This window comes from Bacteroides sp. AF20-13LB (assembly GCF_003603065.1).
Classification (GTDB): Bacteria; Bacteroidota; Bacteroidia; order Bacteroidales; family Bacteroidaceae; genus Bacteroides; species Bacteroides uniformis.
This window is the reverse complement of record NZ_QTMH01000005.1, coordinates 128,069-140,906: the sequence shown is the minus strand read 5'-3', so window position 1 is coordinate 140,906 and position 12,838 is coordinate 128,069. Positions and strand designations below refer to the sequence as shown.

At 49.7% G+C, this 12,838-nt stretch carries 23 protein-coding genes and 1 pseudogene; all 24 read right to left on the bottom strand.

Annotation, left to right across the window (positions count from 1 at the left end; all coding sequences use genetic code 11):
• Positions 1-77: 77 nt before the first annotated feature.
• Positions 78-1,181 (bottom strand): annotated as a pseudogene (locus tag DWX62_RS07255) (alpha-L-fucosidase); the annotation flags it as partial.
• Between the two features lie 348 nt (positions 1,182-1,529).
• Complete coding sequence (locus tag DWX62_RS07250) at positions 1,530-1,733, bottom strand: hypothetical protein (protein WP_004303920.1); 204 nt, start codon at positions 1,731-1,733, stop codon at positions 1,530-1,532.
• 10 nt (positions 1,734-1,743) lie between these two features.
• The gene (locus tag DWX62_RS07245; protein ID WP_008143073.1) at positions 1,744-2,142 is read right to left on the bottom strand and encodes a hypothetical protein; all 399 of its coding nucleotides are present in this window, start codon (positions 2,140-2,142) and stop codon (positions 1,744-1,746) included.
• Positions 2,139-2,669 carry a hypothetical protein gene (locus tag DWX62_RS07240; RefSeq protein ID WP_004293684.1) on the bottom strand — a complete coding sequence of 177 codons (531 nt, stop codon included), beginning with the start codon at positions 2,667-2,669 and terminating at the stop codon, positions 2,139-2,141. The genes DWX62_RS07245 and DWX62_RS07240 overlap by 4 nt, the downstream gene beginning before the upstream one ends.
• Before the next feature lie 162 nt (positions 2,670-2,831).
• Entirely contained in the window at positions 2,832-3,488 is a 657-nt protein-coding gene (locus DWX62_RS07235; protein ID WP_008143069.1) for a hypothetical protein, read from the bottom strand.
• Positions 3,460-3,783, bottom strand: coding sequence for a hypothetical protein (locus tag DWX62_RS07230; RefSeq protein ID WP_004293682.1), 324 nt, complete (start codon positions 3,781-3,783; stop codon positions 3,460-3,462). Before DWX62_RS07230 ends, DWX62_RS07235 begins: the two co-directional genes overlap by 29 nt.
• A gap of 154 nt (positions 3,784-3,937) precedes the next feature.
• Positions 3,938-4,348 (bottom strand): hypothetical protein, encoded by a 411-nt coding sequence (locus tag DWX62_RS07225; protein WP_008143066.1) that lies wholly within the window; start codon positions 4,346-4,348, stop codon positions 3,938-3,940.
• A gap of 13 nt (positions 4,349-4,361) precedes the next feature.
• Positions 4,362-4,670 (bottom strand): LPD28 domain-containing protein, encoded by a 309-nt coding sequence (locus DWX62_RS07220; RefSeq protein ID WP_008143065.1) that lies wholly within the window; start codon positions 4,668-4,670, stop codon positions 4,362-4,364.
• Positions 4,671-4,692: 22 nt separating this feature from the next.
• Positions 4,693-5,349 (bottom strand): hypothetical protein, encoded by a 657-nt coding sequence (locus DWX62_RS07215; protein WP_008143063.1) that lies wholly within the window; start codon positions 5,347-5,349, stop codon positions 4,693-4,695.
• A 3-nt stretch (positions 5,350-5,352) separates the two neighbouring features.
• A complete protein-coding gene (locus DWX62_RS07210) occupies positions 5,353-5,688 on the bottom strand; it encodes a hypothetical protein (protein ID WP_004293678.1) in 336 nt (111 codons plus the stop codon).
• Positions 5,664-6,257: a hypothetical protein gene (locus DWX62_RS07205; RefSeq protein ID WP_008143060.1), complete on the bottom strand. Its 594-nt coding sequence runs from the start codon at positions 6,255-6,257 to the stop codon at positions 5,664-5,666. Before DWX62_RS07205 ends, DWX62_RS07210 begins: the two co-directional genes overlap by 25 nt.
• 12 nt (positions 6,258-6,269) lie before the next feature.
• Positions 6,270-6,776 (bottom strand): hypothetical protein, encoded by a 507-nt coding sequence (locus DWX62_RS07200; protein ID WP_008143058.1) that lies wholly within the window; start codon positions 6,774-6,776, stop codon positions 6,270-6,272.
• 22 nt (positions 6,777-6,798) lie between these two features.
• Positions 6,799-7,245: a hypothetical protein gene (locus DWX62_RS07195; RefSeq protein WP_004293675.1), complete on the bottom strand. Its 447-nt coding sequence runs from the start codon at positions 7,243-7,245 to the stop codon at positions 6,799-6,801.
• A 38-nt stretch (positions 7,246-7,283) separates the two neighbouring features.
• Positions 7,284-7,760 (bottom strand): hypothetical protein, encoded by a 477-nt coding sequence (locus DWX62_RS07190; RefSeq protein WP_008143055.1) that lies wholly within the window; start codon positions 7,758-7,760, stop codon positions 7,284-7,286.
• Between the two features lie 101 nt (positions 7,761-7,861).
• A complete protein-coding gene (locus DWX62_RS07185; RefSeq protein WP_008143054.1) occupies positions 7,862-8,860 on the bottom strand; it encodes a hypothetical protein in 999 nt (332 codons plus the stop codon).
• Entirely contained in the window at positions 8,785-9,489 is a 705-nt protein-coding gene (locus tag DWX62_RS07180; RefSeq protein WP_008672671.1) for a radical SAM protein, read from the bottom strand. The genes DWX62_RS07185 and DWX62_RS07180 overlap by 76 nt, the downstream gene beginning before the upstream one ends.
• Before the next feature lie 17 nt (positions 9,490-9,506).
• A complete protein-coding gene (locus DWX62_RS07175; RefSeq protein ID WP_004293671.1) occupies positions 9,507-10,010 on the bottom strand; it encodes a hypothetical protein in 504 nt (167 codons plus the stop codon).
• An 11-nt stretch (positions 10,011-10,021) separates the two neighbouring features.
• Positions 10,022-10,315 (bottom strand): hypothetical protein, encoded by a 294-nt coding sequence (locus tag DWX62_RS07170; RefSeq protein WP_004303931.1) that lies wholly within the window; start codon positions 10,313-10,315, stop codon positions 10,022-10,024.
• A complete protein-coding gene (locus DWX62_RS07165; protein ID WP_004293669.1) occupies positions 10,266-10,445 on the bottom strand; it encodes a hypothetical protein in 180 nt (59 codons plus the stop codon). Before DWX62_RS07165 ends, DWX62_RS07170 begins: the two co-directional genes overlap by 50 nt.
• 34 nt (positions 10,446-10,479) lie before the next feature.
• Positions 10,480-10,998 carry a hypothetical protein gene (locus DWX62_RS07160; RefSeq protein WP_004293668.1) on the bottom strand — a complete coding sequence of 173 codons (519 nt, stop codon included), beginning with the start codon at positions 10,996-10,998 and terminating at the stop codon, positions 10,480-10,482.
• Positions 10,999-11,030: 32 nt separating this feature from the next.
• Complete coding sequence (locus DWX62_RS07155; protein WP_004303935.1) at positions 11,031-11,450, bottom strand: hypothetical protein; 420 nt, start codon at positions 11,448-11,450, stop codon at positions 11,031-11,033.
• Positions 11,451-11,469: 19 nt separating this feature from the next.
• Positions 11,470-11,790, bottom strand: a complete 321-nt coding sequence (locus DWX62_RS07150; RefSeq protein ID WP_004293666.1) for a hypothetical protein — start codon at positions 11,788-11,790, stop codon at positions 11,470-11,472.
• Positions 11,791-12,141 carry a hypothetical protein gene (locus DWX62_RS07145; RefSeq protein ID WP_004293665.1) on the bottom strand — a complete coding sequence of 117 codons (351 nt, stop codon included), beginning with the start codon at positions 12,139-12,141 and terminating at the stop codon, positions 11,791-11,793.
• Positions 12,138-12,809 (bottom strand): hypothetical protein, encoded by a 672-nt coding sequence (locus DWX62_RS07140; RefSeq protein WP_004293664.1) that lies wholly within the window; start codon positions 12,807-12,809, stop codon positions 12,138-12,140. The genes DWX62_RS07145 and DWX62_RS07140 overlap by 4 nt, the downstream gene beginning before the upstream one ends.
• Positions 12,810-12,838 lie beyond the last annotated feature (29 nt).

Sequence of the window (12,838 nt, the reverse complement as noted above, 5' to 3'; positions counted from 1 at the left end):
AAAATAAAAGGAAACGGTGAGCAATGCCAGCGTTTCCTTTATCTTTTAGGAAGAATTAAAGATTTCTGATTTATAATTTATTTTTCAATATCCACCTCTATCACTTTATCAATATCCGTCGGAACCTCCGGCAAGTAGAGCATCATCCCTCCTTCACACTTACGGAACTTCACTGGAAGACGGTCGGCATACCCCACTGCCTTCCTCACTTTCTTGCCTTCCAACGGCAGGAAGAGAGCCTTATCCTGCAATTCGAGAATATGCACGTATAATTTATTTTCTCTTTGTGTAGTGACTCCCCAAGGATGCGGAGCAATGCAGCCGCCACGGGTTCCGTAGATGGTTTCACCGTATACCTTCATCCATTCCCCTACTTCTGCCAGACGCTCCAATGCAACAGCAGGCAGCTCACCGTCCGGCTGAGGACCGATATTCATCAGCAGATTGGCATCTTTACCCGCAGCCTTCACCAGGTAATGTATCAGCGTTTTGGTGGATTTATAATCCTGGTCCGTAATCTTATATCCCCACATTCCATTCATCGTCTCGCAGGTTTCAAGGGGCAAGGCGCTGATATCCTGCCCGGAAAGACCGGCACGGTTCTCTCCCGGCAGGTCGCGCTCGAATATCTGGATGTCCTCGCCGGCAAACGGTGCTTGATGATGGTTGTTCCCAACCAAGCAAGCCGGTTGCAGGCGGTGTATCATGGCATATTGCCCGGGCAGTTGCCAGTCAAAATCCGGATTCTGGTCCTGGTCCCACCAGCCATCAAACCAAATGGCACCTATTTTTCCATAATTGGTGAGCAGCTCGGTCAGCTGGTTGTTCATGAATTTATAGTAGCTGTTCCAGTCGCCCTTCGGATTCGGTCGTCCCGTTCCACGTCCGGTGCGTCCCCACGGAGCATCTTCGCGATACCAGTCGATGTGCGAATAGTAGAGATGCAGACGAATACCTTGCTTGTGGCACTCGTCCGCCAATTCTTTCAGAATATCCCGCTTAAAAGGGGTAGCATCCACAATATTGTAATCGGAAAAGCGTGTGTGGAACATAGAAAAGCCATCGTGATGCCGGGATGTAAAGCAGATATACTTTGCCCCGGACGCCTTAATGGCTGACACCCATCTGGCAGCATCGAATTTGGCAGGATAGAAACCTCCCGCCAGTTTGGCAAACTTTTTTTGTTTGATAATTGATTGATAACCAGTAGTTAGTTTCGCTTAAAAAAGCTAATCTCTACTTATAAGCATACATAGAGGGTTTCAATAACCAACTGATACTGAAGACAAAAGTATATAAAAAAGTCGGATTGTAAAACACTGGAAAAGAACCTTCTTTTATCAATCAAGGAAATCAAAAAGTGTATAGAGCAAAGTGGCGCATGTATGGTATAGATAATTCCGTACATGCGCCACTTTCTTAATCATCTGATTTGCATTGATTTACATTAATTGTTATTATATACTATCATTTGGTACTGATAAGCATTGATTTTGCTTGTGGGGTGTATTATTGTCCACCTAAAAAAATCAAGAATATCTCCTTGAAACGGGTTTGACGAGCAGGTCGATGTGCTCGTGTTCAAGGATATGTTCCATAGCCTTGTATATGGGCATCTTTTCGATACCGGCAATCTTCAGGGCTTCCATCTTGATGGTATTCTCGATGAGCAGCAGGTAGTCTTCCTCCTTCAGCTCAACATATTTCTGTGACTGTGATTTTAATTTTGCCATATTGATGTTGTTATTTGTTTCCGAAGTCGGCAGGAATCTCACCCCACAGGCGGTTGTCCCAGTGCAGCACTTCGATGTCCTTGATTCTTGCCTCCATCACTTTGAGGAATATCTCCGCTTTCTGCAATGCCGGGCATCTGCGTGAAGAGGCTGTCTGTTTGTTACAATACCACGTGATGGCTGTAATGCTGTCCGAGTAGATTGTTCGCGGACTTTCCGGATGTTCCATGACATATCTGACCGCCTCGACAATGCCGAGAAACTCCCCGATATTGTTCGTCCAGTTACCGATAGCTTTGGAAAAGAGTTCTTTTCCTGAAGAGAGGTCGACAGCCCGGAAGCGTGTCAACCTCTCTTTTGCAGAATGGGCACCGTCGGTCGCAATACCCACGACCGGTTTTTCTTTCATTGAATTCCTCCCTGATGTCTGTCTCCCGTATAGATGAACCCGTCGGATTCCATACGTCGTACCAGAGCACGCGCCTGATTCAGATAGTCGGTGATGACACCTTCCTTGTACTTGATATCCTTGCGTCCCTTGAGGATTTCCAGCACACCGTCTATTGTGCGGCTCATTACGCTCTTGCCGTCTTTCGGGTCGAAGAAAATCTTTTTGTTGCCGAACGTCACAGTTACTTGATACAATGTCTTCGGGACGATCACTGTTTCCACATGCGCCTGAAATAACACGGGGGTAGCGGCAACGACTACATACCCGTTGGCTTTGTGCATGGGTTTCAACTCTACCGAGTATAGTATGTTTGGCTCGAGAGTTCCTTTCAGGTCTTCCGAAAGGACACAAATCTGCTTGCCGAATCTTGAGTCTTCACGGACTCCCATCAATTTACGTGTCTTGGAATGGCGCGAAACGAACCCTATCAGTTCGCCCGTCTCTTCCGATCTCGCAAACTTCAGTTGCGATTTTTCCGATGTCATATTACTGTTCTTTCATATTCAATCTATTGCTTTCAATTGACAATCTGTTTTCAATGGGTCACTTTTCCATACAAATATATGCCAATTTTTCACGCCAACAAAACGTTTTAGTTATTAATTTTCAGATGGTTATGTGTAATATATATAGAGAAAAGGCTGCATTCAGTACAGCCTTTCCTCCTCTGTAAAATGACTGAAACGCTCGTCAGTATCAGAAGTTTGCAGTAGATAACGGCATTTCCAATAACGGTAAATCCGCCTTCCGTTGGGTATACAGTGATTTATATCGTCAGCATTCAGATATTGGTTCCCTTGTTCCGTACCGTGGTGCATCCATGTAGCGCACCCGGGCAGGTCCGGGTTGTTCCGGACATAGAAGTCCATTTTCTCTTTACCGGCGACAAAGATATTGTGTATCCGTACGTCCTTATCGATAGGAAACCGGTAGGCGTACAACGCGAAGTCACAGATGTCGGTTTCCAGCAGGTTGCCGCCAAAGTGTTCGGGAGCTTTCCGTTTCAGGTTCTCGAACCCCTCCAGAATACCCGGCCTGTCGCATATCTCGGCAAACCTTTCATCCGTTACCGGCTCAGCCGTCGCATAAACCACCCGAAAACCATTATCCGTACTGTCCAGTACCATGACATGCGCGACTATCCCCGGTGATTTGTTGATACTTTCGTCAATGCTGTCCGAGTCCGTGGTCAGACAGCATTTCAGCGTTCCGATGATTAATACCGCTACCACCAACAGTGTCCAAGGACCTATTGCTGCCGCTATCAATACCAATTCATCGGCCCGTTTCCGTATTTGTTTCATTGATTTTGAGAATGTGGCGGCCGGATACCCCCCGGACCTCGGACACGCATACCTTGCATCCTGCATCCAGCAACCGGTTTCTACATTCTTCCAAGGCGGCGTCGGAAATCCTGATGGCAGGTATACCCGCCGCCGTCATCTTGAACCGGGGCACTTCCGTGATCCGGGTAATCGTTTCGGCATCATCAAAATACGCCTCGAATGAATCTCCGACATGGAAAAGGATGATGGTTTCCACGCCATGCCTTTCCTTCATGCCGCCGTAACAGCGGCGAATAATCTCTTCCTTTTTCATATCAAATAGATATATTAGGTTTGATGTCAGCCAAACATGAAAGTGCCTGTAATCCGTTCAACTGCCGGGCTTTCGTCCGAAATACATATACAGACTTTCTTCATCTGACAAATATACAATAAATTACGGAACGACCCATGTCTATTGCATGAAACTATCCTTTCATCTTCACCTCCCTTCTTTCAAATTGTTCGCGGATGATTTCAACGAGTTGTCCGATGCTGTCGATTTTTTGACTCTTACCGCAGGCTTTGCCATGGAACAATGGCGTGAAGTACAGGTTAAAATCCTCATCGATGGAAAAACCTCCCACGAGGACGATACCCGCCTTGATACGGTAATACTCGCCGTACATGGCGTAATCATCCGTAGTTTTGGTGAACCCGTACTCCGGCAACAAGTCCGGCAAAGTGTCCAGGATCGGCCGGATGACATCCTTGAGAAAATTCGGGGTCTCAACTTCCTTTTTCCGTTTCCGACCTTTTCTGCCGGTTCCGTTATCGTCTTGCAGGTAATGGGCATCGAAACGATCCCGATACCTTTCTGTCAGTTCCTTAATATCCATATCCTTTATACATTTAATTGTTTTCCTCAAGCCACTCTTCCAGTGTCATGGAGTCCTCGAAACCGTATTCGTCAATCTGTACATAGCCGTCCTTTTCCGTGATAAACTCTTTCCTGGTCAGGATGGTTCCGCCATGATTTACCATCACCGTCGGTTCGATGGTCGCCAGACGGTCCCCGTCATCCGACTCCCGGATATCGTATGCGTACAGTCCCTCCGGAACGGCATTCCGGTCAATCCGCATATCCGTAAACAATGCAGGCGTGTCATTGATGGTCATAGACTCAAAGGTCTCGTTGCCAATGTTTTCTTTTGTAATCATATTTATTGATTCAAATAGTTTATTATTCCTGCTTGGGAAGTTCAATGGCTCTTACCCAATTGTTCCGGTCATCAAAACATTCATCATTGATGTTGGCCGTAAATTCCAGCGGTATCATCTTCTCAACCCGCGTTGCGGGGTTATTTTCGTAATCAACGATGATTTTCCCGGCCGGAACGTCACGTTCAAATTCGTCCAGCGGGAAAGAGAATATCCATATTTCCCGGTCTTTATCTTCCCCAAGAAACGCCTTGAGGTTGTCTGTATAAGCCTGGCATTTGTCCCACGAGGTTTCCACGAATGAAATGATTTCCTCTTCCGGTTTGCCGGTACGGTCTTTCAGGAATGCAACGGCATTCCCTTTCCAGATATCCTGCTCGACACAGAGTTCCAGATAACGTTCCCAGACTGTCACCAGCCAGTCCATGTTAATCTCATGCAGGTGGCGGCAGGTGAAACGCTCCCGGCTTTCCGCGTTGTAAAGCGTGCAGCTTCCGTCCGTGCGTATCTCCTCCAACCGGTACATGGTGTATACCGGTATCCCGTGCCCATACCCGTCTTCCCCTTCCTCCTCGACATATACCGTATGGGGCAACATATTTTCCGGCATTTTCGGTATCGCACACAGGTTGGCTATAACTTCCTGTTCCAACGCTTTTTGTTTCTCCTGTATTCTCATTGTCTATCCATCTTTTAGTATGATTTTACCTTCTTGAAATAATCTCTGTTTGTAACGACGGTGGTTGCGTATATTTTCGGTATGTTTCTTCCGGTCATATTTATACAAGCCTTTTGCCTTGTTCTCTCTCAGCAGTTCCTTGTTCCGCTCTTCGCTTTCTGGGTTCACAATGAAGGTTATCAGCCTGCGGCTGACACCGTATTCCCGGGCAAGCTGGCGCTGGCTGACAGCTTCTGTCATGTAACGGTGGAAAATTTCAGCCTTCTGAAAAGGAGTGAGCTTCTGCCTGCGGTCATATTGTGTCCCGCTGATGATTATTCCCGAGCTTTTGTATGGCATAGTGAAGTCTGTTTTTCGTTTGTGGTCCATGAATGGTAGATGCGTTGTTTGCCATCTAAGGAGAGTAGAAACCAGCGGCTATAAATCCGTTCCAGCGTTTCGGTGTCGTGCCCGTATATCGGTCCCAGTTCGTTTGCAAACATCGCCGCTACCTTCAGCCTCCTGGTATCGGACAGCTTCTCCCACCAGCGGCAAATGGTCTTGTACTGCTTCACGTCCGTTACAAGGTCCGGAACCGGAGCGGAGGAGATATATTCCGCCTCTTTGCCGCACGGTGCCTGCCAGAACCCCTGTTCGCAAAGAGCGCGTTGCTCGTCACAAACCCGTTCTGCAAAGGATTTGAGTGCCATTTGGAATATCTTTCTTTCCAGTTCCTTACGTTCCATGGACAGTTCATGCACACCCACGTTCAGCCCGTGCTTATTGCGTTCATCCGGGGAAAGCTTGTTGCTCAAGGCTTTCCTGACCAGTTCCAGCCGTTCTTTCAGAGGGCCGTATTCGTTGTTATCTAAATACCGGTTAAACAGTTCCTGTTCGTTTCCGGGCAGTATGAATATATTTTCCATCATGCATCATTTAAGTTATCGGATGTGAATAGGATATATCGCAGTGGATAGCGGGTGTCGGGGTGCGGAAATAGCCACGAGATCCCGTGCCGTCAAGGGGCGCAGAAAAACGGCATCGAACTCCTGAGTATCGTCTTCACGGATATCTCGGACTTCAATGATCCATGTGCCTTCATAGCGGCACCAGGCAATCACCTCCAAAATCATTTCCTTTCTGTAGTCAGCCGGTCCGTCCCCGAAACTTTCACGTATCCGCTTAATTGCATCGTCTGTCAGCCGGACAAATTCCCCTTTGCGGAACGGAGCTTCCGGCGTAACGGCAGGAGCCAGCATCTGCCAGTCTTCATGTCCGTCCAGGTCTTCCACAGCCATTGCGTAGGCTTTGTATTCAGCTTCGGTCTCGAAATGTCTGGTTATCACATATCCCCCGGATTCGGCCGTGCTCTCCACCGACGAGATATCCCCGGTTTTCCTGTATATGCTTACAGTATCCTTACCGAGTAGAACTTTTACTGTTATCATTATTGCAGATGGTGTGGTTTTATTATAAATGGAACTCCACGTCTTCCTCCTCGAACTCCGTGTCGTGGTCCTCGTTGTACCCCTCGACGGTCGAACCAGGGACATAGGTCTCTCCGCCAATCCCATAACGTCCGGCATCGAGCAGTTTCCGAAGGGTTTCGGTGTCCCCGTTTAGAATCCTTTCGATGTCCTCCCGGCTGCCCCGGACGCTAATTCCGAGACGTAGCCAGAGATTTTCCTCTCTCGAGGTGTCCGCCTCTTCCGACCGGTGGCGTATGATATGATAATCACTCCATCCGTCGGCATCGTTTACCCCGGCGATGTAGGCATTGTACTCCGCCTCAGTCTCGAACTCTTTCTCGTCCACGACGCCCCCGTTATCCGCCAGCCATTCTTCAGAAGGCAGTTCATTGTTCTCTTCATATTCCCGTACGGCGTCCTCGCCGAAAATCGTTGTTATCTTTATCATGTGTCTTTGGGTTTTGAATATTTGTTATTTAATGGTTATCAAACTCGTTTGCCCGAACCGGTTTGATTCGGTTCGCAGACAGCCACCCGGTTTCCGGCGCGTATCAGTTTGGGGAGATACACGTCCAGGTCACGAAAAGAAAACCGCAGTTCCTTGACGCCTTTCCCTTGCCCGTCGACGCGTTCGGCGGTGGCAATGCCCAAAATGCCGGAAGCGGCGATGGCATCATCCTCATACAATTCACAAGATTCCCCGTTTCGGAAAATGTACAGGGCATCCGGGTGCGCCGCTTTCATCTCGCGGTATTTTCCCATCATGTCGGAAACTCCCGGGACATTTCCGTTCCCCGTTACATTCCGGGTCTTCAGTAGGTTCCTCGTGGCGTCGATGTCGATGAAATTCGTCCAGCCGGCTTTATGAAGTTCGACAGCAGCTTCCCGCAGGGATACCTTCCCGTTCTCGACCTCCTCTTTCAGGGATTCGAGAATGTTCTTGATTTTATAATCATTCATCATATTTTTTATTCTTTGGTTACATTGTTACTTGTTCCGACGGTATTCCGGTCAAGGGGAAAGCACCCGTGGCCTCCGGTAACCCGTCGATACACTGCCCGTCGTCAGGATTTCCCCGACAGGTAATGCCCGATGGACTTGTAACGGTTAGGAATGTTCGCGTTCTCGTTGAAACCGTTCAGGCAGTGGAGCAAGGCATCTTCGAGCGTGACATAACGACGGTCGAAAGTTTGGATATTATCCAGACAATAAGCATTTACAGCGTATTTGAAAGGCGCGTACATCCTTTCGTTCTCCCGCTTTAAAATGACAAACCAGTCGAAATGGAGTTTCAAGCGGAAACCGTCGCTCTCGCCGACTTTCATCAGCCGCTCTTTGTCGAGAAGCCGCCGCACGAGTGTGGCGTCGAGCTGACGGGTATACTCCCTGTACGCCTTGATACGGGCCGTGTAAGCCGCGGCATATTGTTCGATGTCCGTTTCTTTCAGCCGATGTTCCGCCGGGTAAAAGTCCAGCACCTCTTTCGTCGTGACGGGAATTTTCAGGTCGTCCACCCCGATCTCGTAGGTCTTGTTTTCCAACACGTCGTGGAACTCGAACCCTTGAATTCCCATGAGGGTAAATTCTCGCGTCGGGTCAGGGAGCGCAAGTGATTTGAGCTCTTCGAGGTCGCGGCACACGGCCACGACCGGATACTTCTCGACCACGTCTGACGGGCCTCCGATGCGGATATACGCCTTTTCACACCCGTCGTAATCACCATGCCGGACAATGTCGCAGCAGGTGTAGTTGGGGGCGGCACGATGCCGCGCCGTATATTCCGTCCAAAGCTTGTCCAGCCCGGCTTTTACTTCGTCAGGGTCGGTCAGGGCAACGTTGCCGCACTGGCTGCACCGGCCGTCCGACAAGGCGTTGCGGGTAAATTCGAGGAACTGTCTGGTGTTCGGGTCGATGACGGCGGTACATTTCACTCCAGTGCCGCCGCAGATACTGCATACGATTGACATAAGTTTTTTGATTTGTGTATTTATTCGTACAATCTTTCTTTTTGACGCTTTTTCAAGGTCATCCGGAGATATTGCATCAGTTTCCCGCAGGGACACAGGGCATGTTCCCGTTGGCGGGCATAACTCAGGTCCCCGTTGGAGAGAACCATGCCTTCAGCATTGAGACAGAGGTCGCCGTAAACGTAGTTCTCCTCCGTAAGATAAATCCCATGAACAGGGTTCGGAAACCCCTCCGTGCTGCGGCCTTCCCGGAAAAGGAAGATACGCTCGGCCTGTCCCCGGACTCCGAAAAAGGGATACGGGGAAAGTGCCGCGAGCGTGGCGGCATGCTCTGCCGGATCATGGAAGCGGTCGTCGCTCATTTCGAGCATGTGGCCGGAGTCCTGTTCCTTTTCCTCCTGGTACTCGTACAGTGCGGCGCAGGCTTCTATGAATTCCTCCGAACGGGATGTGGCAGAGCCGTTGGTTACGATATAAAAGTCATTGACAGTAATACCGTAGGCGCGTACCCGTTCGAGGATATGGCGGATGGCCCGGACGTTAAGCGACGGCTCGCCGCCCGTGATGTTGAAATGGTGAATATGCCTGACATGCCGCAGCAGGTTGCTTATATGTTTCAAAGGGATATCCACGGATTCGGCATCTCCCCGCATGCAATGGGTACAGCGCATGTTGCAACGTCGGGTAATCTCGATGCAGAGATTCTTGATATATAGTTCTCTCATATTCGATGTAGTTCGGCTTAGGTTTCATCCGGGATTTCCTTTCCCGTGTAAGGATTATACAGCGGTGTGTTGCCAACTGCCTCGGCGTCAATAGCGAAACTGCCACGGCCTACGTCGTAGAAGAGTTCCAGCTTTAGTGGCGTTGAAGCGATGACTTTCTCAGCCTCGGCTTGTGACAGGCCTGAATACATCAGGCATTTGACACGACACCGGAACATTTCCGGATTGGTTTCCGGCGTGGTAACTACATCAACGACCTCGCACACTTCATCCGTGATGGCGAAGCGGTCGGGATTGGGTGTGCCGTTCCTTCTAGAGCCGTCCGATGCGGCATGTCCGGTGATTGAATGGTTCCGCACCTTTTCGGCGGGATAGGTCTTATCGCCTTTGGCGAAATACGACTTGCCGGAGGCGACACAGGCATGATAGATTACGTCGTGGACCTTTCGTCCGTTGTCAAGTATAATTGTATAGACCGTTCCCTCCTGCAAGACAGGAACGGCATTCGGTTTATGAGACATAAGATTTGTTTTTAGCTGTTTATGAATTTCGGTCTTGCACGCCGCATGATGTGTAGGTCATCGTAACCGATGGCTCTCAGTTCGGAAAGCGGGTTGCGGTACTCCTTTTCATGGGCTGGCCGTGTCATGGCGATCACGCCCGCATAGTCGGCTGCGCCATGCTGGCCGACATGCATGTAGGAGGTTATTTCACCCCGCCGTCCGCTCCACGGTATGTCCGGGAACAGGGCGATGACCTGTCCGTCGGGATAGCGTCTAAAGACCACCTTCGTCATTTTTCCCGCAGATTTCCGTGTCGATTTCATAGTCCCCGTAATTTTTGAATTCATAGTCCACTTCGCTGATAATTTCGTCAACCTCTTCGTCCGTTATTTCATCAGCCTTCGGGTTGTCGATATCGAGCCGTACGGTCAGGTAAATGGTTCTTGTTGCCATAATATCATACATTTTTTAGTGTAACAAAGCCGGCTTATGACGGACCGACGGTATATTTCTCTATCAGCCGCTTCCGGTACGCCTTGTCTTTTCCGGCGGCAAGGCTTGCCAGTTTGCGGATATTCCGGTTGGCTTTTTCCGCGACCTGCTCCACTGTCGGTCCGGGAGTCATGAAATCACGGCATCCGGCACCGCAATACCGCTGCTTCCCCTTGACCGTCCTGCCACAGGCCGGACACCGGCGCTTGCCGTCACGCTCCAGCACTTCCAGAATATTGGCATGAATGCCTTTCCACCATTCAATACGGTCTATGTCATAATCGTAGACGGTTATCGTGTTCCCGAAACTGCGGGCTTCGACCTCAACGGCAATGCCCTCATTTTCAAGGTAAACCTTCAATACCGGGTCTTCGTGAGGCTCACAGTGCCTGTCATACCAGATGATATAGGTGGGATCGTCCAGTTCGTCAGGCTCTCCCAGACAGAGTTCCGTAAGGCCGTTGTTCACGAGAATGTTGCGGATGGCGTCTTGTAAATCTTTGATACAGTCCATTGATATTTCGTTTTATGGTTGTTCCTCATTCGTCAGTTCATCTCCGAAGCGTGGCCGACGAACTGGAAGATATCGGCGTATTGTTCGCTGTAGATATAGAATCCGTCCCGTTTTTCCCCGGTCTCCGCATCTATTCCGTCAGCAAGGAGATATTCCCCGTCATCCGTCAGGTAGACATCGGTAAGCTTGATACGGGGCGTGTCGTGCTTCCCGTACAAGGTTGTCGTGACGGGGAAGTTGTTGTCATCGAGTTCCTCCTCTTCTGTAAGGCCGAGTGATACGCGGCCATATTGTGCCAGGAACTCCAGCATGAATTTCAGCATGGCTTGCTCGGCCTCGTGCAGCCGTCCGTCGATAAAGGCGTACTGGGTGGCGAACAGATGCAGCTTGTCGGCGCTCATTTTGTCCGGGGCTTTGCCCGGCTCCGCATTGTCTTTCTGTATTTTATCCATATCTGTCATATTGTTGGTTTCATGTTTCCAGCGGGGTGAAGGAGACGGTCAGTATCACTTTCTCGTCACCCAGGTTGAACACTTTCAGGCAGTCGTTACTGATAGTCCTTTTCAGGATGTCTCCCCGGTATCGGGAATTGCGTACCTTGAAGGTAAAATCATCAATGAACGAGCTGATGCAATGAAGCACGTGGTCGAATTCTTCCTTACCATACCGTTCCATTTCAGGGAAGATGCCTTTCAGATGCGCCCGCAGGCTCAATATGTAGTTCGGGGTCTTGCCCGTGATTTTTCCCGAGTATGTGATTTTGTATTTCCTGTCCATGATATGCCGTTCCATTTAATCGTTACTGTCATACCAGCCCTCGATCTCATCGAAATAGCCGTTCGAGTCCCATTCTTCCAGCAAGGTGGTCGGGTACGTCCATTCAAGGCTGTAAAACAGATCCTGGCACACCTCTTCATTACCCTTGCACAGGGCGAGCAGTGAGTTATGCGTGAAACAGCCGTCACTGCTCTCCGACACACGCCAGTCCTCACGGTCTTCTGCCGCGTATTCAGGTACATAGCACACTTCATCGGGGCGGTTGAGAAAGGCATCCTCGTTCTTGTAGATGTTTCCTTCCCCTCCGTATTCCAGTTCATAGAACACACCTTCCGGCGTTTCTATCCTGTTGCCAATCTCTATCATAGCGTTACCGTTTCGTGGGTATATATAATCACCATCCGGGAGGAGAGCACCTTGTCGCGTACCGTGGGGTTGGCGATTGCCCAATCGGAATGGAAATGCATGTCCGGAATGGATGCGGTGTCCACAATATCGCCCCCGTTTTCCAGATGGAGATAATCCGGCTGATACAGGTCGCAAAGGAATTTGCCGTCCGTATCGCTGATGGCGTATATCTTGCCGTCGAGTGCGGCCGTCATCTCCTCCTCGCTGCGGTAGACCAACAGGTATTTACAGCCGGTCTTCATCTCTTCCGCAATCCGCTTATGCAGTTCTTCAGGAGATAATTCACGCAGTCTTGACACGACCGCCCCGATACTTTCCACGGCATCGTAGCTGTCCAAGACATCATGGCAGGTCGTTTCAAACTCCTCTTTCGGACGACCCGCAAAATTGATGGTACGGACTTCCTGCCCGTGCCCGCCGAGCAGGTAAAAGGGCGTACCGTTCCATTGTTCCTTTCTGACAGAGAGCGGCCGGGAGCATTCCCGTGTCTGCCGGTTCACAACGGCATACAGTTCCAGACTTTCCCCGCATTCCATACGCAGGATATGCCGGGCGAACTCCGTAAATGTCATGATTTTGATTCCTTCCCCGTTCGCCGTGAAGAAATCCTGTCTTGTCTGTTTCATAAATCCGTTTTTTTAAGAGTAGGTAATCG

Bases quoted from the DNA above. Each gene is read 5' to 3' on its own strand.
- DWX62_RS07250 (WP_004303920.1), bottom strand. From the start codon at position 1,733: ATGGCAAAATTAAAATCACAGTCACAGAAATATGTTGAGCTGAAGGAG.
- DWX62_RS07245 (WP_008143073.1), bottom strand. From the start codon at position 2,142: ATGAAAGAAAAACCGGTCGTGGGTATTGCGACCGACGGTGCCCATTCT.
- DWX62_RS07240 (WP_004293684.1), bottom strand. From the start codon at position 2,669: ATGACATCGGAAAAATCGCAACTGAAGTTTGCGAGATCGGAAGAGACG.
- DWX62_RS07235 (WP_008143069.1), bottom strand. From the start codon at position 3,488: ATGAAACAAATACGGAAACGGGCCGATGAATTGGTATTGATAGCGGCA.
- DWX62_RS07230 (WP_004293682.1), bottom strand. From the start codon at position 3,783: ATGAAAAAGGAAGAGATTATTCGCCGCTGTTACGGCGGCATGAAGGAA.
- DWX62_RS07225 (WP_008143066.1), bottom strand. From the start codon at position 4,348: ATGGATATTAAGGAACTGACAGAAAGGTATCGGGATCGTTTCGATGCC.
- DWX62_RS07220 (WP_008143065.1), bottom strand. From the start codon at position 4,670: ATGATTACAAAAGAAAACATTGGCAACGAGACCTTTGAGTCTATGACC.
- DWX62_RS07215 (WP_008143063.1), bottom strand. From the start codon at position 5,349: ATGAGAATACAGGAGAAACAAAAAGCGTTGGAACAGGAAGTTATAGCC.
- DWX62_RS07210 (WP_004293678.1), bottom strand. From the start codon at position 5,688: ATGCCATACAAAAGCTCGGGAATAATCATCAGCGGGACACAATATGAC.
- DWX62_RS07205 (WP_008143060.1), bottom strand. From the start codon at position 6,257: ATGATGGAAAATATATTCATACTGCCCGGAAACGAACAGGAACTGTTT.
- DWX62_RS07200 (WP_008143058.1), bottom strand. From the start codon at position 6,776: ATGATAACAGTAAAAGTTCTACTCGGTAAGGATACTGTAAGCATATAC.
- DWX62_RS07195 (WP_004293675.1), bottom strand. From the start codon at position 7,245: ATGATAAAGATAACAACGATTTTCGGCGAGGACGCCGTACGGGAATAT.
- DWX62_RS07190 (WP_008143055.1), bottom strand. From the start codon at position 7,760: ATGATGAATGATTATAAAATCAAGAACATTCTCGAATCCCTGAAAGAG.
- DWX62_RS07180 (WP_008672671.1), bottom strand. From the start codon at position 9,489: ATGAGAGAACTATATATCAAGAATCTCTGCATCGAGATTACCCGACGT.
- DWX62_RS07175 (WP_004293671.1), bottom strand. From the start codon at position 10,010: ATGTCTCATAAACCGAATGCCGTTCCTGTCTTGCAGGAGGGAACGGTC.
- DWX62_RS07170 (WP_004303931.1), bottom strand. From the start codon at position 10,315: ATGAAATCGACACGGAAATCTGCGGGAAAAATGACGAAGGTGGTCTTT.
- DWX62_RS07165 (WP_004293669.1), bottom strand. From the start codon at position 10,445: ATGGCAACAAGAACCATTTACCTGACCGTACGGCTCGATATCGACAAC.
- DWX62_RS07160 (WP_004293668.1), bottom strand. From the start codon at position 10,998: ATGGACTGTATCAAAGATTTACAAGACGCCATCCGCAACATTCTCGTG.
- DWX62_RS07155 (WP_004303935.1), bottom strand. From the start codon at position 11,450: ATGGATAAAATACAGAAAGACAATGCGGAGCCGGGCAAAGCCCCGGAC.
- DWX62_RS07150 (WP_004293666.1), bottom strand. From the start codon at position 11,790: ATGGAACGGCATATCATGGACAGGAAATACAAAATCACATACTCGGGA.
- DWX62_RS07145 (WP_004293665.1), bottom strand. From the start codon at position 12,141: ATGATAGAGATTGGCAACAGGATAGAAACGCCGGAAGGTGTGTTCTAT.
- DWX62_RS07140 (WP_004293664.1), bottom strand. From the start codon at position 12,809: ATGAAACAGACAAGACAGGATTTCTTCACGGCGAACGGGGAAGGAATC.